This window comes from Actinomadura fibrosa, assembly GCF_900659615.1.
Classification (GTDB): domain Bacteria; phylum Actinomycetota; class Actinomycetes; order Streptosporangiales; family Streptosporangiaceae; genus Spirillospora; species Spirillospora fibrosa.
The window spans coordinates 1-17,282 of record NZ_CAACUY010000194.1; the positions used below are offsets into that span (position 1 = coordinate 1).

Below are 17,282 nucleotides of genomic sequence, written 5' to 3' on the forward strand. Positions count from 1 at the left end.
ACCCGCGGCGCGCCGGCGCGGGCCGCCGCGAGGCCGAGGTCGCGGCCGAGCAGGCGGCCGTGCGCGACGACGGCCGCGCACCCGGACCGGGTGATGATCCCGGCGGCCTCCGGCTCGGTGTAGCGGGTGCTGAGCGGGACCACGGCCGCGCCCGCGAACGACGCGCCGTAGGCGGCGACCGCCCAGTCCGTGCCGTTGGGGAGCCAGATGCCGACCCGGTCGCCGGGCATCACACCGAGCTCGGCGAGTCCGGCGCCCGCGGCGCGGGCCGCCTCCAGCAGGGCGGCGTAGGACGTGGTGCGGGTGCCCTCGACAAGCGCCGCCGCGTCCGGGAACCGCGCAGCGGCGCGCTCCAGCACTCCTGGCAGCGTGTCCGGTGCGGCGGTGAACGCGTCCATCCGGCCTCCTGGGTTCCTGCGGCCGGTCAGCCCACCGTGATGTCGCGGCGGGCCAGCCGCCAGCCCGCCGCCTCGCGCCGGAAGGCGTCGCGGTAGCAGCCCATCGACTGGAGGCGTGGAGCGGAGTCGGTGTCGACGTAGAACTGCCAGTACGACTCCGCGACGGCGGACGCGCCGTCCAGCGCGACCGTGACGGTGCTGATGACGTGGCGGCTGCGGCTCCCCGGCCCGGCGACGCCCTCGGCGCGCCGCGCCGCTCCCCCGGCCACGATCTCGGCGCGCCCGCGCCTGGCCGGGTGGCCCGGCATCACCCAGACGGCGTCCTCGGTGAACTGGGACCCGTAGTCCTCCAGGCTCCCCATGTCCGAGGACCGCGCGACGCGCGCCAGCACCCCGCGGATCTCCAGCTCGTCCCGGACGAGCCGCGCGTCCGGGCTCCCCGCGCCGCCGTCCCCGGCGTCCGGACCGGTCATGGCCGCACTCCCTCCCGCGGGCGCCCGGAGGCGGGCGCCGCCACCTTGTTGCAGAATGGATTTTATATATAAATTAACGGGACCTGCACGAACCGCCGCGGACCGGCGGCCGAAGGGAGTTCGCCCATGACCGAGCAGGACGGCGCGCGGCACGCGGAACGCATGTTCCCGGCCCCGGTCGACCACGGCATCGCGCGTCCCGACCGGGCGGTCGCGACGGTCCGGTCCGGGACCGACACCGGGACGGGCGAGGGCGGGGATTACCAGAACGAGCGCTGGTACCAGGGCAGCGGGCGGATCGGCGAGAAGGCGGTCGAGTCGATCGTCGTCTACCCGCCGACGCGGGGCGTGGTCGGGCAGGGCGACCCGTTCGAGCCGGTGAAGATCGGCGTGCTGATCGACATGGACCTCGGCCAGCTCCTCGCCGACCTGCTCGACCCGGTCATCCTCGCGATCGAGGACGCGCTCAACGAGGGCGTCTACGACCGTCCGGTCGAGATCGTCACCGTGGACGCCCGCGGCCTGCCGAGGGAGAACTACCTCAAGGTCCGCAAGGGCTACCGGAGGCTGGTGGACGCGGGCTGCGTGGTCGTCATCGGCCCGTTCATCTCCGACAACTCGGTGAACCTGCGCGAGACGATCAACGCGACGGGCGTCCCCTGCCTGGGCTGGACGGGCACGACGCTGTTCCACGGCGAGTACTGCTTCACCGTCGCCAACGGCGACATCCCCGTCGAGGGCGCCATGGCCGCCGCCTGGTGCTTCAAGAACGACCTCGGGAAGGTCGGCTTCTTCTGGGAGCAGGGGTCGTCCGGCGACCTGTACGCCGACTACTTCCGCATGGCCGCGCGGCAGTACGACCTGGACGTGGTCAAGGAGGTCCGCCTCACCCCGAACCCCCGGAACTTCCAGCAGCACCTGGCGACCATGCGGGAGCAGGGCGCCGAGGCGATCGTGTACATGGGGTACGGCTACTCGACGTTCCACTTCGCCGACGCCTTCAAGGCCCTCGGCTGGGACCCGCCCCGCTTCATGGGGACGGCGTTCATGTTCTACTCCAACTCCAACGCGTGGGCGGAGGGCCTGGAGGGCTGGCACGGCGTCGACCAGCTCGGCGAGGACGGCGCCAACCCGAACTACGAGGCCATGCTGGAGCGGTTCGAGGCGCGGTTCGGCCGCGTGTCCCGCAACGTCGTCGTGGCCCTCTCCTACGACACGGCCCGCGCCGCCGTCCACGGCATCGCGAACGCGAGGATCGCCACCCCGGAGGAGGTCAAGATCGGGCTGGAGAAGATCAAGTGGATGCCGTGCACCAACGGCGGCCCCGGCTGTTACATCACCTTCGCCGAGTACGACCACCGCGGCTACAAGGGCGACTTCCTGACCGTTCGCGAGCTGCGGGGCGGCGAGCTGCACTTCCGCGGCTACCACCGGCCCGCCTGGCCGTCGAACACCCGCTCGCCGCTGCTCAAGCCGGCGGACGGCTGACGCCGGTGGACCTCGCCTTCAGCGACGAGCACGAGGAGCTGCGCCGCGCCGTCCGGGCCTTCCTCGCCGAGACCTCCCCGGAGCCCGAGGTCCGCAGGCTCATGGAGACGTCCGAGGGCTACGACGGCGACGCCTGGTCGCGGATGGGCTCGCAGCTCGGCCTCCAGGGCATCGCCGTCCCCGGAGAGTTCGGCGGCGGTGACGGCGGTCCCGTCGAGACCGGAATCGTGATGGAGGAGATGGGCCGGGCGCTCCTGTGCGCTCCGTACCTGGCGAGCTGCGTCCTCGCCACGCGCGCGATCCTCGCCTCGGACGACGCCGGAGCGGCGCGTGAGCTGCTGCCCGGCATCGCCTGCGGCGTCACGATCGCCACCGTGGCCTTCGACCAGCCCGGATCCGAGGCCATCTCACCGGTCAGAGTGCGCGACTCCGGCGGACGGCGCCTCCTGCACGGGACGTCCGGCCTCGTCCTCGACGGAGGCACCACCGACCTCATCCTCGTGCTCGCGGACGGCGACGCGGGCACCGGCGTCTACGCGGTCTCCGGCGACGCCGCCGGGCTCACCCGCACCCCGCTGGAGACCCTGGACCCGACCCGGAAACTCGCGCGGCTGAAGTTCGCGGACACCCCGGCCCTGCCGGTGGGCGCGGCGGACGACGGCCCGCGCGTCCTGGCGTCCGTCCTGGACCACGCGGCCGTCGCCCTCGCGGCCGAGTGCGCGGGCGGCGCCCAACGGCTGCTGGAGACGGCGGTCGAACACGCCAAGACCCGCGTCCAGTTCGGGAGGCCGATCGGCGCCTTCCAGGCGGTGAAGCACGCCTGCGCCGACATGTACGTCGAGGTGGAGTCGGCGCGCGCGGCGGCGCACCACGCGATGTGGACCGCCGCCGAGGACCCGGCCGGCCTCCCCGCGGCGGCGGCGCTCGCGAAGGCGTGCTGCGCCGACGCCTACATGCGGGTCGCCACGGAGACCATCCAGGTGCTCGGCGGGATCGGCGTCACCTGGGAACACCCCGCGCACCTGTACTTCCGCCGCGCCAAGAGCTCCCAAGCACTGTTCGGCGACACGGCACACCACCACGAACAACTCATCCGCCACCTAGAGGCAGCGCCCCCCTGACCCGCGAACCCGGTAGCGACTATGCAGAGGGAGTCCTCCGAGAGTTTGTCGGCGGGCACCAGCCGGACGCACACGACGTTGCGCAGGTCCGCCAGCCGCAGCGGCCGCGGAACCCCCGCATGCCGGGCGTCCAGCGCCGTCCGGTTCCCGGCGTGTGGGCCGGGTCAGTGGCGGCGATCAGCGACGAGCGGGGTCGGTGGGGGGTTCTAGGAGGCGTTTTATTACCTTGCCGGTTTCGTTGTACGGGAGCGCGTCGCGGAACTCTACGTGGGCGGGGACCTTGAAGGACGCGAGGGCGCCCGCCGCCCACTCCCGTACCTCCCCGGCGGTCAGGACGGCGCCGGGGCGCGGGACGACCACGGCCTTGACCTCCTGCCCGAGCACCGGGTGCGGGACGCCGATCACGCAGGCGTCGTCCACGTCCGGGTGCTCGACCAGGCGGTACTCGATCTCGATCGGGTAGATGTTCTCCCCGCCGCGGATGATGAGGTCGCGCATCCGGCTCTCCAGGTACAGGACGCCGTCGACGATCCGGCCGTAGTCGCCCGACCGGTACCAGCGGTCGGGCGTGAGCGCCTCCGCGGTCGCCTCCGGGTCGCGCCAGTAGCCGAGGAAGACGCCGCCGCCACTGATGTGGATTCGCCCGACCTGGCCCTCGGGCAGCGGGTTCCCCTCCTCGTCGCGGACCTGCACCCGCACGGTGGGGGCCGCCGCGCCCACCGACGCGGGGTGGCCGTCCATCTCGCGGCCGTTGAGGAAGGTCCCGGTCCCGGTCGTCTCCGTCATGCCGTAGCCGTTGGTGACGCCCACGCCGGGCAGCTTCTCCTCGATCAGGCGGAGCAGTTCCGGCGCGAGGGTGGCTCCGCCGCTGCCGATCGACACGACCCGCGAGGTGTCGTAGCGGTCGAAGTCCGGATGCGTGAGCATCCGCCAGAAGTGGGTGGGGACGCCGGTCCACTGGGTGAGGCGGTGGTCGCGGGTGAGGCGCAGGGCGGCCTCCGCGTCCCAGCGGCCCTTGGGCGGCAGGACGAGCTTGAGGGCGAACATCGGCGCGTTGGCCAGCGCGACGCAGGCGCCCGACACGTGGAACAGCGGGTTGGACAGGATGGCGGCGCGCTGCTCGCCGGGCGGCGCCTGGCGCCGTCCGGGCGGCCCGGTCAGGGCGGCGACCGCGCCGCCGAGACCGCCGAACAGGCCGAAGTGCACGATGTTGCGGTGGGACAGGACGGCGCCCTTCGGCCGGCCGGTCGTGCCGCTGGTGAACATGACCGCCGCCGGGTCGTCCTCGGCGATCGGGACGGCGGGCAGGCCGGCGGGCGGGTCGGGCAGCGCCGCGGCGGCGTGCAGGTCCTCCAGGGGGACGATCGGGACGCCGCCGGACGCCGCCCGGGTGGCGCGCAGGCGTGCGAGGGGCTTGTCCGAGCCGAGGATCAGGGCCGGTTCGGTGAGGCCGATGCCGTGGTCGAGCTCGTCCGCCGTCCACCAGCCGTTGAGGCCGACGACGACGGCGCCGAGCGCGAGCGCGGCCCAGAGCGCGGTGAGGTGCTCCAGGCCGTTGGGCGCCGCGACGGCGACCCGGTCGCCCGCGCCGACGCCGTACCGGACGGCGAGGACCGCGGCGTACGCGGCCGCCAGCCGGTGCGCCTCGGCGAACGTCAGGACGCGGCCGTCCTCGGCGAACGCGAGGTAGACCGCGTCGGGCGTGCGCTCCGCCGCGTCCGCGAGCAGGGCGGGGACGTTCGGCGCCCGCCGGACGAACACCTCGGCGGGCGCCCCGAGCACGTCCTCGACGCGGCGCTCGAAGGGGGCGCCGGGCCCGGTCAGCATGGCCCGCAGCCCGTCGTCGAGCAGTGCGTCGCCCCGCCACTCCAGGGTGACGGGCGTGCCGGTGACGGCGGTGTCCTCGTTCACGGTGGTCTCCCTGGGCGGAGCGCGCGGCGGTGGGGTGGGCGGGCGCCGGGCGGTCAGCCCGACGGCAGCTCGCGGAAGGGCACCTCGCGGTCGGCCGCCCGCTCCCTGGGCAGGCCGAGGATCCGCTCGGCGATGGCGTTGCGCTGGATGGAGTCGGTGCCGCCGCCGATGCGCAGGCCCTGGGCGCTCAGCAGCCGCTGCTGCCAGTGGCCGCGCGCGGGCGCGTCCGGCCCGGCGAGCAGGGCCGCGGGCCCCTCGATCGCGAGGGCGGTCCCGGCGGCCTCGTGGGCGCGCCGCGCCACCAGCAGCTTCATGATCGAGCCCTCCGGGCCGGGCGGCGCGCCCCGGCTCAGCGCGGACCGCATCCGCAGGCCGAGGACGCGCAGGACCTCGTCCAGGACGTGGATCTCCGCGATGGCCTGCCGGACGAGCGGGTCGGCGTCCCGGCCGCGGGCGCGGGCCAGCGCGAGCAGCTCGCCCGCGGCCGCCCCTCCCCCGCCGCCGATCATGGCGCGCTCGCTGGCGAGGGTGGTGTGCACCACCGCCCAGCCGCCGTTCACCTCGCCGACGACGTTCCCGGCGGGGATCCGCACGGCGTCGAGGAACACCTCGTTGAAGTGGTACGACCCGTTCATCTGCCGGAGCGGCCGCACCTCGACGCCGGGCGTCCGCATGTCGAGCAGGAAGTAGGTGATGCCCCGGTGCTTCGGGACGTCCGGGTCGGTGCGGGCGAGGAGGATCGCCCAGTCCGCCGATCGCGCGGCGGACGTCCAGACCTTCTGCCCGGTGACGACGAACGCGTCGCCGTCGCGGACGGCCCGGGTGCGCAGCGCGGCGAGGTCGGAGCCCGCCTGCGGCTCGCTGTAGAGCTGGCACCAGACGCGCCGGCCGCGCAGCAGCGGCCCCAGGTGCTCGCGCCGCTGGTCCGGGGTGCCGTGCCGGATGAGGGTCGGGCCGACCATGGACAGCCCGACGAGCAGCGGCCCGACCGACACGTCGTACGCCGCCGCCTCCGCCGCGAAGACCGCCTCCTCGGCGGGCGTGCCGCCGCGCCCGCCGAACGCCTCCGGCCAGGAGATCCCGGCCCAGCCGCCCTCGTGCAGCCGGGTCTGCCACGCCTGCGCGGCGCGGACGCTCTCGGCCTCGTCCTTCTCGTACTGCTCGGCGGACACCGCCGCCTCGAAGTGCACCTGGGAGCGGACCGTCCCGGCGAACTCCGGGGCGTTCGCGGCCAGCCACTCTCGCGCCCGCACGCGGAACGCCGCCTGCCCGGGAGTGTCCCGCGCGTCGCCCGCGCCCATCAGCGGAGGCCCGGCGCGCGGGTGCCGAAGACGTCGGTCGCCATCCGCATCCCGAGCGAATTGGCGTCCCAACGCTTCCCGTCACTGCCGATGGTGGCGGCCTCGCGCCACCCCTCCATCAGATGGATCTTGTCGTGGATGGCCCGGACGACCTGGCCCGTGACGTGCTGAGCTTCGTCGCTGGCGAGCCAGGCGACCAGGGGCGAGCTGCCCGCGGGGTCCATCGGGTGGTACTCGTCCTCGGCCAGCTCGTCGGGCTCGAAGGCCTCCAGGTCCGCGCCCATTGTGGCGGTCAGCCGGGTCATCCCGCCCGGCCCGACGGCGTTGACCGTGACGCCGAGCCGGTACAGCTCCAGGCTCGTGGTCAGCGTCAGCCCGACGATCGCCGCCTTGGCGGTGGCGTAGTTGCTCTGCCCGAAGTTCCCGGACAGGCCCGCGCCCGACGTCGTGTTGACGATCCGGCCGGTGAACCGCTCGCCGGCCTTGGCCCGGCCGCGCCAGTGCCGGGCCGCGAAGTGCGTCATCAGCCAGGTGCCGCGGACGTGGACGCGCATCACCGCGTCGAAGTCGCCGGGGTCCATGTTCCAGATGGCCTTGTCCCGGGCGATCCCGGCGTTGTTCACGACGATGTCGACCCGGCCGAACTCGTCCACGGCGCGGTCGACCAGCGCCCGGGCCTGGTCGGTGTCGGCGATGTCGCCGTAGTCGGCGACGGCGGTGCCGCCGCGCCGGGCGATCAGCTTCACGACGTCGTCGGCGTCCTGCCCGGCGCCCTCGCCGCGGACGGTGGTGCCGAGGTCGTTGACCACCACGCGGGCGCCCTGGCGGGCCAGTTCGAGGGCGTGCCCCCGGCCGATCCCGTGCGCGGCCCCCGTCACGATGGCGATCTTGTCTTCCAGCAGTCGGGACACGGGTTGCCTCCTAGGGGTCGGTACGGTCGGCCGCTTCCGGGCCCGCGGTCAGGTCCCGAGCGCACCGGCCGCGCGGAGCCGCGCGATGTGCTCGTCGCCGTGGCCGAGCACCTCGCGCAGGATCTCCTCGCCGTGCTCGCCCGGCCGCGGGGCGCGGCGCCGCGCGGCGGGCGGCGCCTCCCCCACGACCCGCACCGGGAACGGGAGCTGGTCGGCGGCCAGCCGGTCGGCCGGCTGCCAGGGCATGCGCGCGGCGAACTGGGGGTCGGCGGGGAGGGTGGCGGGTGTGTTGACCGGCCCGATCGGGACGTCGTGCCGCAGCCCGAACTCCACCCACTCCGCGGTCGTGCGCTCCTTGAACACCCCGGCGAGCTCGCGCCGCAACTCCAGGTCGCCGCGGGCGTGGTCGGCGAGCCGCTCCCCAGGGCGGCGCTCGTACAGGTCGTCCCGGCCGGTCGCGGCGCAGAAGTTCCGCCAGAACTCCCGCTCGGACGCCATGAACAGCACGTGGCCGTCGGCGGACGCGTAGAACTGGTAGCGGACGCCGTCGGCCATGCCCGCGGTGCCGGGCGGGCGCCGCTCGTACCCGTCCGCCGGGTTGCCGGTGACCTCCGCGTCCGGCCGCGCGTAGGCCCGGTGGCCCTCGCTGCGCAGCCAGTCGAAGGCCGCCGCCGCGTCGGACTGCGCCACCTCCAGATGGCAGCCCTTACCGGTCTCGCGGGCCTTGAGGACGGCCGCGAGGATCGCCGCCGTCCCGAACAGCGGCCCCGCCGTGATGCCGATCGACGTGTGGTCGGGGATGGTCGGCATGCCGCCGGGACCGGGCTCGGGGGCGACCGTGCCCGCCCACGCGTCGTAGGCGATGCCGTGGCTCGGCAGGTCACGGTAGGGCCCGGTCATCCCATAGCCGCTGATCGTGAACATGACGACGCGCGGGTTCGCCTCGCGCAGCCGCTCGTAGCCGAGGCCCCGCCGTTCGAGGCCGCCGGGGCGCATCGCCTCGACCACGACGTCCGCCGTGGCGACGAGTTCGAGGAAGGTGTCCCGGCCCGCCTCCGTGCGCAGGTCGAGGACGATGCTGCGCTTGCCCCGGCTGATGTGCAGGTGCAGCAGCGACACCCCGTCCACGATGGGCCAGCTCATGGAGCGGATGTAGTCCCCGGACGGCGGCTCCACCTTGATCACGTCCGCGCCGAGGTCGGCCAGGGGCGTGGACACGGCCCCGGGCCCGAGCATCGAGCACTCCACGACCCGCAGCCCGGACAGCAGGTCCGGCCCCCGCCGTTCGGCGTTCCCGTCCACCGCACCTCCCGGTCCGACGTTTTGTTTATTATATATAAACTACACTCGCCGCAGGGAAGGGCGCTCCGTGGACGATCGGTACGCATCGGCGGACGGGCTGCGGGCGGAGGCGCGCGGGGACGTCCTGCGGCTCACCCTGGACAGGCCCGGGCACCGCAACACCCTGGACGACGTCTCCATCGCCGCGCTCATCCGGAACCTGGAGGCGGCCGCGACCGACGACTCCGTCCGGGCGGTGCTGCTGGCGGGCGCGGGCGGCGACTTTTGCAGCGGCTTCGACATCGCGGGACGCAACGCCGCCGCGCCGGGCGCGCCCAGGCCCCGCACCGGCAGCATCCAGCGCCGCCTCCCGACCCAGGCCAACCGCCTCATCCCGCTGCTGCTCGACCTCCAGCTCCCGGTCGTGTGCGCGGTGCGGGGCTGGGCCGCCGGCATCGGCGCGCAGATCGCGCTCGCGTCCGACTTCACCGTCACCGCCCGCGACGCGGTGTTCTGGTACCCGTTCCTGCGGCGCGGCTTCACCCCGGACTCGGGCAGCACCTGGCTGCTCCCCCGCGTCGTCGGACCCGCGCGGGCCCGGCGCCTGCTGATGCTCGACCGGAAGTTCAGCGGCGAGGAGGCGGTCGAGTGGGGGATCGCGCACGCGGCCGTCGGCGCGGACGAGGTGCCCGGCGCCGCCGAGGACCTCGCCGCCGAGCTGGCCGCCGGTCCGACCGTCGCGCTCGGCCTGACCAAGGCGCTGCTCAACGCCGCGCCCGACAACGACCTGCGGCGGCACCTGGCCGAGGAGGCGTACGCGATGGAGCTCAGCTCCCGCAGCCCGGACTTCCGCGAGGGCATGCGGGCCTTCGCCGAGCGCCGCGCCCCCGACTTCGGCGGCCGCTGACCCCCGCGCAGGTCCAGGCGAAGCGTCCCAGCGCGGTGTCCCGGCGCGGCGTCCCGGCAAGGCATCCCGGCGGGACGTCCCGGCGGGGCGTGGCGGCGCGGCGTTCCCGGCCGGGCGGCTTGGCGGCCGGGGCTGCGTGTCAGTCGGTCTTCCAGCGCGGTTCGCGCTTTTCGGCGAACGCGGCGGGGCCCTCGGCCTGGTCGGGGTGGCCCCACAGGCCCGTCAGCTCGGCCGCCCCCGCCTTGCACGCCTCCGTGAGACCGTGCTCGAACGCTCCCCACAGCGCCCGCTTGGTGGCGCGGAGCGCGGCGGGCGAGTTGCGGGCGACCTTCTCGGCCAGCTCCTGCGCCGCGTCCCGCAGCCGCTCCGGCGGGTCCACGACCTCGCTCACCATGCCGAGCTCGTACGCGCGCCGGGCGCTCATCCGCTCGTACCGGCCGACCAGGGCCATCCGCAGCACGGCCTCGGCGGGCATCTTGCGCATCAGCGCGATCGTCTCGATCGCGCTGACCTGCCCGACCGACACGTGCGGGTCGGTGAACGCGGCGTCCGAGGCGGCCAGCACGATGTCGGCGTCGGCGACGAAGTGCAGCCCGCCGCCGGCGCAGATCCCGTTGACCGCGGCGATCACCGGCTTGTCGATGCCGAGCTGCCACGAGGTGAAGCCCATGTCCCACGCCTCGACCGACGCGCGGTACCGCTCCATCCCGATCCCGTCGGTGGCGAGCTCCAGCACGTCGGCGCCGGTCTGGAACGCGGGGCCGTTGGCGGCGTTGACGATGACCCGCACCTCGGGGTCCCCGGCCAGCTCGGTCCAGGCCCGGCGCAGCTCGTCCCGCATGAGGTTGTTCATGGCGTTGCGCCGGTCCGGCCGGTCGAAGACGAGCCAGCCGACGTGCCCGCGCCGCTCGACCGCCAGGGTCTCGTAGTTCATCGCTCTCCCGTTCCGTAGCCCGCGGCCAGCTCGCGCCGCAGCACCTTGCCGATCTCGTTGCGCGGGAAGTCGTCGACGAACCGCACCGCCACGGGGACCTTGTAGCCCGCGAGGCTCTCGCGGACCGCCGCCAGCAGGGCGTCCGCGTCGGGGGCCTCGCCCGGGCGCGGGCGGACCCAGGCGACGGGCACCTCGCCCAGCCGCTCGTCGGGGACGCCCGCCACGCACGCGTCCGCCACCTGCGGATGCCGCCGCAGGACCTCCTCGACCTCCTGCGGCACGATCTTCAGCCCGCCGCGGTTGACCATGTCGGACACGCGGCCCTCGATCCAGAGGAAGCCGTCGGCGTCCAGTCGGCCGAGGTCCCCGGTGCGCAGGAACCCGTCCGCGAGGCGGCCCTCCTCGATCTGCCCGTCGCCGGTCCGGAACGACGAGCGGATCCAGATCTCCCCCACCTCGCCGGACGGCACGTCGCGGGACGCCTCGTCCAGGATCCGGACGGCGACGCCCGGGTGCGGGCGGCCGACGGCGCCGAGCTTGGCGTCGCCGAACTCGCGCGCGTCCGCGGCCGTCCACCCGGCGACCTCGCCGCCGAGCTCGGTCTGCCCGTAGGAGTTGAGGATCGCGACGCCGAACCGGTCGCGGAACCGGCGGGCCTGCGCGGGCGGCAGCGGCGCCGTCACCGACCGGACCATCCGCAGCGGCGCCAGGTCGGTGACGCGCGGGTCGTCGGCCAGCATGGTCATCATGGCCGGGGCGAGGATGGACGATCTGATCCCGAAGCGGCGCACCAGCGCCGCGAAGTCCACCGGGTCGAACCGGTCGAGGAGGACGGCGGGGGCACCGAGCCGGAACGCGAACAGCGTGTTCCAGATGCCCGCCCACAGCGCGAGGGAGGCGGGGATGAGGTTCGGCATCGGCGGACGGTCGCCGCGCCCCTCCCCCGCCCGGCCGCTGCGCAGCTTGGCGATGACGGTGTCGATGCCGTCGCGCACCCCGGCGTGGGTCAGCACCACGGCCTTGGACGCCCCGGTGGTCCCGGACGTCCGCACGATGATCGCGGCGCCGTCCGGCAGCGCGGGACCGGACGGGCGCGCGGACGCGGGGTGCGCCGTCCACGTGCCGTTCCCCTGGCCGACCAGGCGGGTCAGGCCGGGCGGCACCCTGTCCTCCTGCCCCGCGGAGACGATGACGGCCTCCGGTTCCGTCGCAGCGAGTTGGTCGCGGACCTCGGCGTCACGGAGCCGCGCGTTGACCGGGACGTACACGCCGCCCGCCAGCCACGTCGCGAACATGGCGACGACCGCGTCCGCCCCCGCGTCCACGACACAGGCGACCGGGCGGCGCTCGACCGGCCCGAGCCTGTAGGCCAGCTCCCGCGTCGCCGCCGTCAGCTCCGCCAGCGTGAGCGAGCCGTCCTTCCAATGGAGGACGGGATCTCCCGGCGGAGCGGGGTGCCGGGTGAGGAACGAGGCCAGCCCCTCGCCGGGCTCCTCCTGCTCGGGCATACCCTGCTCCTTCCGCGCCGCGGCCGGTGCCGCGCAGACCCGTCCTCCGGGGGTCCCGGCGGGCGCGGAGCCGGGGTCCCGGAGGACGGGGTGCCGGGCGGCGCGGACGCTGTCCGGCCGCCGTTCCGGCTCGTGACCGCGAGCCGGCGTCCTCATGCGCCTTCGAGGTGCCGCGCCAGGCCCTCGATGTGCTCGTCGGGGCGGCCGAGCATCTCGCCGCCCGTCCAGGCGCGCTTGTAGTAGAGGTGGGCGTCGTGCTCCCAGGTGAAGCCGAGGCCGCCGTGCAGCTGGATGTTCTCGGCGGCGACGAACGCGTACGCCTCCGAGCAGTACGCCTTGGCGATCGCGGCCGTGACGGCGAGCCCGGGCAGGTCCCGCAGCTCACCGGCGCTCCGCCCGCCGACGACGCCGGAACCGGCAGCGAGGCTGGACGCCGCCTCGGCCGCCGCTTGGGTCGCGGCCATGGCGGCGGAGCGGGCCGACTCGACCCGCACCAGCATCTCCGCCGCCTTCTGCTTGACCGCCTGGAAGCTCCCGATGGGACGGCCGAACTGCACGCGCGACTTCGCGTGCGCGACGGCCGCGTCCAGGCACCATGACGCGCCCCCGGCCTGTTCGGCGGCCAGCAGGGCGCGGCCCACGTCCAGCGCGTGCGCGAGGGCGCGGGCGGCGTCCGGCCCGGGCTCGCCGAGCCGCCGGGCGGGCACGCCGTCGAAGCGCAGCGCCGCCTGCTTGCGCGTGGGGTCGAGTGTCACGAGGCGCGTCACGCCGAGGCCGGGGGCGCCGGCCTCGACGGCGAATACGGCCGTCCCGTCGGCCGTCCGCGCGGGCACGAGCAGAAGGTCGGCATCCGCTCCGTCGACCACGAAGCCCGCCGAGCCCCGCAGGGCGAAGCCCGGCCCGTCCGCGACGGCATCGACCGTGGCGTTGTCGTGGACGGGACGCCCGTCCGGCGCGGCCGTCACGACCGTCGCGACCCGCGCCCCCGAGCAGAGGCCGGGCAGGTGCTCGCGCCGCGCGTCCGCATCGTCGAGCGCGAGCAGGAGGGGGATCGCCAGGCCCGCCGTGGACAGCAGCGGCGCGCACAGCAGGACGCGGCCGGCCTCCTCGAAGACCACGCCCAGCTCCACGTACGACATGCCCGCGCCGCCGAGGTCCTCCGGGACCGCGAGCCCGGCGATCCCCAGCTCGCCGCACAGGCGGCGCCACGTCTTCGGGTCCCAGCCGCGCTCGGTCTCCATCTGCCGCCTGACCTCGTCCGGCGGCGAAAGGTCGTGGAGCGCCTCGCGGACGGCGCGGCGCAGCACCCGCAGGTCGTCGGCGCCGCCGGGACGGTCGCCACCGGGACGATCTGGGGCGCTCACGGCCGCGCTCCGGCGAACCGTCCGATGGCGGCCTCGAAGGCGCCCTCCAGAGTGGTCGCGCCGCCGGGCGGGTCCGGCAGCCGGACGGGTCCGTGCTCGCGGCTCGGCAGCAGCACCGTCCCGGAGCCGGGCGAGGTGGTCTCGCCGCGCTGGTTGCGGGTGCGCAGGTCCAGGTCGACGGCCGGCCGCCCGCCCTCGGCGAGGTAGCGGCGGGTCACCTCGCCCTCCACCCACTGGACGTCGCCGACGTAGTTGAAGCGGCGGAACTCGACCCGCAGCCGCCACAGCCACGCGTCGTCGCCCATCCAGTCGGTGAGCGCGTGGATCATCCACGTCTCCCGCATCCGCCCGTAGTCGAACGTGGTCGGGTTGCCCGACCTGCGGGCGAACGCCGGATCCCAGTGGACGCGCTGCATGGCGTCGGGGACGCCCAGCTCGTCGCGGTGGTAGAAGCGCGGGATGCGCCGCCGGTTCTTGTACGCGAGCCGCAGCGGGGCGACGGCGTACATCCCCATGCCCATGCCGACGTGCCAGCAGACCATGTCGGTGACGGTCAGCGGCCCCTTGACCAGCGTGCCGATCGGGTCGCCCTCGCGGACGTCCTCCCACCAGCGGGGTTCCGCGCCGCGCGGCGCCTCGGCCGCGTACGCCTCGTCGATCGCGGCGATGCCGTCCTCGTCCCAGGGCTCGATGGCGACGCCGTCGTACTTCTTGCGCTCGCGGGCCTTGCCCCGCTCGGTGCGGTACATCATGCGGTGCTGGGCGCCGAGCAGCGTCCCGTCCCGGGTCTGGAAGGCCTGCGCGGTCCATTCCTGGACGCCGCGTCCGCCGAACTCGCTCGGCTTGTCGACCACGCCGACCAGGGCGGTGCGCCGACGGATCTCGTGGCCCGGGGCGAGCGGCGCCCACCACTCCCGCTCGCTCGCCGCGTAGAAGGCGTGGACGCCGCGCAGCGGGTCGCCGCGCAGCTCGTCCTGGCGGGCGAGTTCGGCGTCGCCGAGCGCGTCCTCGCCGATCAGGCTGTCGCCGCCGACGAGCGGCGGCGGCGCGATCACGCCCTTCCAGCGGGTGCCGGACGCGTAGCCGGGGTCGGACCACAGCGGGTTGTCGTCGCCGTAGGACCACGCGACGTGCCGGAAGGCGTCCTCGCCGGGCCGCCGGTAGTGCGGGGGCGCGGGGTAGGCCTGCGGGATCCCGATGCGGGCGCGCAGGCGCTCGACGCCCGCGTCGGTGATCGTGCCGGTGGCCACGCCGCTCACCCGCCCTCCCGGCGCGCGCGGGGCGCGCCCCTGTGCAACCACATGGCTATTTTATACAATATTGATTCCAGTGAACCAAGGGCGGGCGGCGAGGAGGCGGCGTGGACGCGGACGGCCTGCGGGTGGAGCGGCACGGCCCCGTCGGCTGGCTGGTCTTCGACCGGCCGTCGGTGGGCAACGCCATGGACGCCGCGATGATGGCGGCGCTGCCGGGCGCCTGGGCGGACCTGGACGCGGACCCGGCCGTCCGCGCGATCGTGGTCACCGGCGCCGGCCGCGCCTTCCAGACCGGCCTGGACGTCGCGCAGCTCAGCCGGGACCCCGGCGCGCTGCGGGAGATGTCCCGGCGGACGCGCCGCGCCGACCTGCGGCTGACGGCCTGGCACTGCGGCGTCGGCACGCCGGTCGTCACGGCGGTGAACGGGGTGTGCGCCGGCGGCGGCCTGCACTTCGTGGCCGACTCCGACATCGCCATCGCCTCCGACCGGGCCTCCTTCCTGGACCCGCACGTCAGCGTCGGCCAGGTGAGCGCCTTCGAGACGATCGGGCTGGCGCGCCGGGCGTCGTTCACCGCCGTCGCGCGGATGGCGCTGACCGGCGCGCACGAGCGGGTGGGCGCGGCGGAGGCGCTGCGGCTCGGCTGGGTGAGCGAGGTGGTGCCCGCCGCCGGCCTGCGGGCCGCCGCGCAGCGGCTCGGCGAGCTGCTCGCCCGCAACGATCCGGCCGCGGTCGCCGCGACGAAACGCGCGCTCTGGGACGCCCTGGAACGCGGGCTCAGCGAGGCGAGAGGAATCGACCGATGACCGACGAACCGGGCTCTCCCCGAGAAGGAGACTCCCGGAAGCCCCTGGACGAGGGCTCCCACAAGGCCGCCTTGGCGAACTGCGGCACGGAGGACGAGGCGGTCCGGGCCGTCCGGGACTGGATCGCGGCGGAGGTCCCGGCGGCCTGGCGCGAGGCGGCCGAGCGGGGCGGCCCGAGCGCCGTGCGGGCCGTCCGCCGGCCCGAGCGGTACTGGGCCTGGTACCCGGCGTTCGCCCGCAGCGGGCTCGTCGTGCCGCAGTGGCCCGCCGAGTACGGCGGCCTCGGCTGGCCGCGCGCCCTGGCCCGCGCCGCCGAGCGGGAGCTCGCCCGCCACCACCTGCCGCGCCTCAACCCGCTCGGCCTCAACCTCGCCGCCCCGGCGCTGTTCGAGCACGGGACCCACGAGCAGCGCCTGCGCTTCCTGCCGAAAATCGTGGCGAACGAGGAGGTGTGGTGCCAGCTCTTCAGCGAGCCGGGCGCCGGAAGCGACCTCGCGTCCCTCGCCACGCGGGCCGTCCGGGAGGGCGACGGCTGGCGGATCACCGGGCAAAAGGTGTGGACGACCTGGGCGCACCTCGCCGACTTCGGCGTGCTGCTGGCCCGCACCGACCCGGACGCGCCCAAGCGGAAGGGCATCACCTACTTCCTCCTCGACATGCGGCAGCCCGGCGTCGAGGTGCGGCCGCTGCGGCACATCGGCGGCGAGGTCGACTTCAACGAGGTGTTCCTCGACGGCGCCGTCGTGCCCGACTCCCTGCGCGTCGGCACGGTCGGCGAGGGCTGGCGGGTCGCCCGCGCGACGCTGAGCGGCGAGCGGCAGATGGTCTCCGGGACGGGCTCCGGCGGCGTGGACCGCATCGGCGGCTCCGGCACCCGGCGGCTCGTCCGGCTGGCCCGGGAGCGGGCGGAGCAGGGTCTCCCGCACGGCTGGGACGACCCCGGCACGCGGCACCGGATCGTCCGGCTGTGGTGCGAGGAGCAGATCCGCGGCTGGACGAACGACCGGGTGCGCGCGGGCCTGACGGCCGGCCTGTCCCCCGGCCCCGAGAGCTCGATCGGCAAGGTGCACGGCTCCGAGCTGAACCAGCGGATCCAGGAGGCGGCCGCGCGGATGCTCGGCCTCGCCGGGACGGCCTGGGAGGGCGACCCGGCCGACTACGCGGGCGCGATGCCCGCCGAGGTCCGCGGCATGCTGCGCAGCCGCGCCAACACCATCGAGGGCGGGACCAGCGAGGTCAACCGGAACATCCTCGCCGAACGGGTGCTGGGCCTGCCCAAGGAACCCGACCCGTGGGAGGGCAGGCCCTGGCGCGACGTTCCGCGCGGTTGAGGACATGCCCGGGACCACCGGGCGGGCCTGGTCCACCGGTTGGCATCCCGGCGAAAATATATATCATCAAGTCTACAAAATGCCCGGACGCAGGAGCCGGGCCGTACCGCCCCGAGACCCCCACCCCCGACGGAAGAGCGCGGTATCCATGGGCAGCACATCTCTCGCGGGCAGCCGCGTCGTCGTCGCGGGCGCCTCCGCGGGCATCGGCCGGGCGCTGGCCGTCCGGGCGGTCCGGGACGGGGCGCGGGTCCTGCTGACCGCGCGCCGCGCGGACCGGCTCGCCGAGGCG

General features: G+C 75.0%; 16 protein-coding genes. 6 read left to right on the top strand and 10 right to left on the bottom strand.

Annotated features, from left to right (window positions below; all coding sequences use genetic code 11):
• A partial coding sequence (locus tag E1300_RS37520; RefSeq protein ID WP_165503173.1) for an AMP-binding protein occupies window positions 1-398 on the bottom strand: 398 nt, incomplete at its 3' end.
• Between the two features lie 26 nt (window positions 399-424).
• Complete coding sequence (locus tag E1300_RS37525) at window positions 425-871, bottom strand: nuclear transport factor 2 family protein (protein WP_131761880.1); 447 nt, start codon at window positions 869-871, stop codon at window positions 425-427.
• A 126-nt stretch (window positions 872-997) separates the two neighbouring features.
• On the opposite strand from E1300_RS37525, the gene E1300_RS37530 reads away from it, so the two are divergent.
• Together E1300_RS37530 and E1300_RS37535 are read left to right on the top strand one after the other, a co-directional pair.
• Window positions 998-2,359 carry an ABC transporter substrate-binding protein gene (locus E1300_RS37530; RefSeq protein ID WP_131761881.1) on the top strand — a complete coding sequence of 454 codons (1,362 nt, stop codon included), beginning with the start codon at window positions 998-1,000 and terminating at the stop codon, window positions 2,357-2,359.
• Window positions 2,360-2,364: 5 nt separating this feature from the next.
• Entirely contained in the window at window positions 2,365-3,480 is a 1,116-nt protein-coding gene (locus E1300_RS37535) for an acyl-CoA dehydrogenase family protein (protein ID WP_131761882.1), read from the top strand.
• 177 nt (window positions 3,481-3,657) lie between these two features.
• Here the strand turns inward: E1300_RS37535 and E1300_RS37540 are convergent, their stop codons facing one another.
• From E1300_RS37540 to E1300_RS37555, 4 genes are read right to left on the bottom strand one after another with little or no spacing between them, the layout of a single operon-like run.
• Window positions 3,658-5,391: a class I adenylate-forming enzyme family protein gene (locus E1300_RS37540; RefSeq protein ID WP_207400174.1), complete on the bottom strand. Its 1,734-nt coding sequence runs from the start codon at window positions 5,389-5,391 to the stop codon at window positions 3,658-3,660.
• A gap of 53 nt (window positions 5,392-5,444) precedes the next feature.
• Window positions 5,445-6,692 carry an acyl-CoA dehydrogenase family protein gene (locus E1300_RS37545; RefSeq protein WP_131761883.1) on the bottom strand — a complete coding sequence of 416 codons (1,248 nt, stop codon included), beginning with the start codon at window positions 6,690-6,692 and terminating at the stop codon, window positions 5,445-5,447.
• Complete coding sequence (locus tag E1300_RS37550) at window positions 6,692-7,603, bottom strand: SDR family NAD(P)-dependent oxidoreductase (RefSeq protein WP_131761884.1); 912 nt, start codon at window positions 7,601-7,603, stop codon at window positions 6,692-6,694. Before E1300_RS37550 ends, E1300_RS37545 begins: the two co-directional genes overlap by 1 nt.
• A gap of 48 nt (window positions 7,604-7,651) precedes the next feature.
• Window positions 7,652-8,905, bottom strand: a complete 1,254-nt coding sequence (locus tag E1300_RS37555; protein WP_207400175.1) for a CaiB/BaiF CoA transferase family protein — start codon at window positions 8,903-8,905, stop codon at window positions 7,652-7,654.
• A gap of 67 nt (window positions 8,906-8,972) precedes the next feature.
• Here E1300_RS37555 and E1300_RS37560 point away from each other — a divergent pair, with 67 nt between their 5' ends.
• Window positions 8,973-9,791 (top strand): enoyl-CoA hydratase/isomerase family protein, encoded by an 819-nt coding sequence (locus E1300_RS37560; RefSeq protein ID WP_131761885.1) that lies wholly within the window; start codon window positions 8,973-8,975, stop codon window positions 9,789-9,791.
• 139 nt (window positions 9,792-9,930) lie between these two features.
• Here E1300_RS37560 and E1300_RS37565 read toward each other — a convergent pair whose 3' ends face one another.
• The 4 genes from E1300_RS37565 to E1300_RS37580 form a co-directional block, all read right to left on the bottom strand.
• A complete protein-coding gene (locus tag E1300_RS37565) occupies window positions 9,931-10,725 on the bottom strand; it encodes an enoyl-CoA hydratase/isomerase family protein (RefSeq protein ID WP_131761886.1) in 795 nt (264 codons plus the stop codon).
• Window positions 10,722-12,233: a class I adenylate-forming enzyme family protein gene (locus E1300_RS37570; RefSeq protein WP_165503174.1), complete on the bottom strand. Its 1,512-nt coding sequence runs from the start codon at window positions 12,231-12,233 to the stop codon at window positions 10,722-10,724. Before E1300_RS37570 ends, E1300_RS37565 begins: the two co-directional genes overlap by 4 nt.
• Window positions 12,234-12,385: 152 nt before the next feature.
• Window positions 12,386-13,597, bottom strand: a complete 1,212-nt coding sequence (locus E1300_RS37575; protein WP_207400176.1) for an acyl-CoA dehydrogenase family protein — start codon at window positions 13,595-13,597, stop codon at window positions 12,386-12,388.
• Entirely contained in the window at window positions 13,594-14,856 is a 1,263-nt protein-coding gene (locus tag E1300_RS37580; RefSeq protein ID WP_207400177.1) for a hotdog family protein, read from the bottom strand. Before E1300_RS37580 ends, E1300_RS37575 begins: the two co-directional genes overlap by 4 nt.
• A 101-nt stretch (window positions 14,857-14,957) precedes the next feature.
• On the opposite strand from E1300_RS37580, the gene E1300_RS37585 reads away from it, so the two are divergent.
• The 3 genes from E1300_RS37585 to E1300_RS37595 all read left to right on the top strand — a co-directional run.
• A complete protein-coding gene (locus E1300_RS37585) occupies window positions 14,958-15,659 on the top strand; it encodes an enoyl-CoA hydratase/isomerase family protein (RefSeq protein ID WP_207400178.1) in 702 nt (233 codons plus the stop codon).
• Window positions 15,656-16,990, top strand: coding sequence for an acyl-CoA dehydrogenase family protein (locus tag E1300_RS37590; RefSeq protein ID WP_131761888.1), 1,335 nt, complete (start codon window positions 15,656-15,658; stop codon window positions 16,988-16,990). The genes E1300_RS37585 and E1300_RS37590 overlap by 4 nt, the downstream gene beginning before the upstream one ends.
• Window positions 16,991-17,138: 148 nt before the next feature.
• A partial coding sequence (locus E1300_RS37595) for an SDR family NAD(P)-dependent oxidoreductase (protein WP_131761889.1) occupies window positions 17,139-17,282 on the top strand: 144 nt, incomplete at its 3' end.

Bases quoted from the DNA above. Each gene is read 5' to 3' on its own strand.
- E1300_RS37590 (WP_131761888.1), top strand. From the start codon at position 15,656: ATGACCGACGAACCGGGCTCTCCCCGAGAAGGAGACTCCCGGAAGCCC.
- E1300_RS37530 (WP_131761881.1), top strand. From the start codon at position 998: ATGACCGAGCAGGACGGCGCGCGGCACGCGGAACGCATGTTCCCGGCC.
- E1300_RS37545 (WP_131761883.1), bottom strand. From the start codon at position 6,692: ATGGGCGCGGGCGACGCGCGGGACACTCCCGGGCAGGCGGCGTTCCGC.
- E1300_RS37565 (WP_131761886.1), bottom strand. From the start codon at position 10,725: ATGAACTACGAGACCCTGGCGGTCGAGCGGCGCGGGCACGTCGGCTGG.
- E1300_RS37570 (WP_165503174.1), bottom strand. From the start codon at position 12,233: ATGCCCGAGCAGGAGGAGCCCGGCGAGGGGCTGGCCTCGTTCCTCACC.
- E1300_RS37525 (WP_131761880.1), bottom strand. From the start codon at position 871: ATGACCGGTCCGGACGCCGGGGACGGCGGCGCGGGGAGCCCGGACGCG.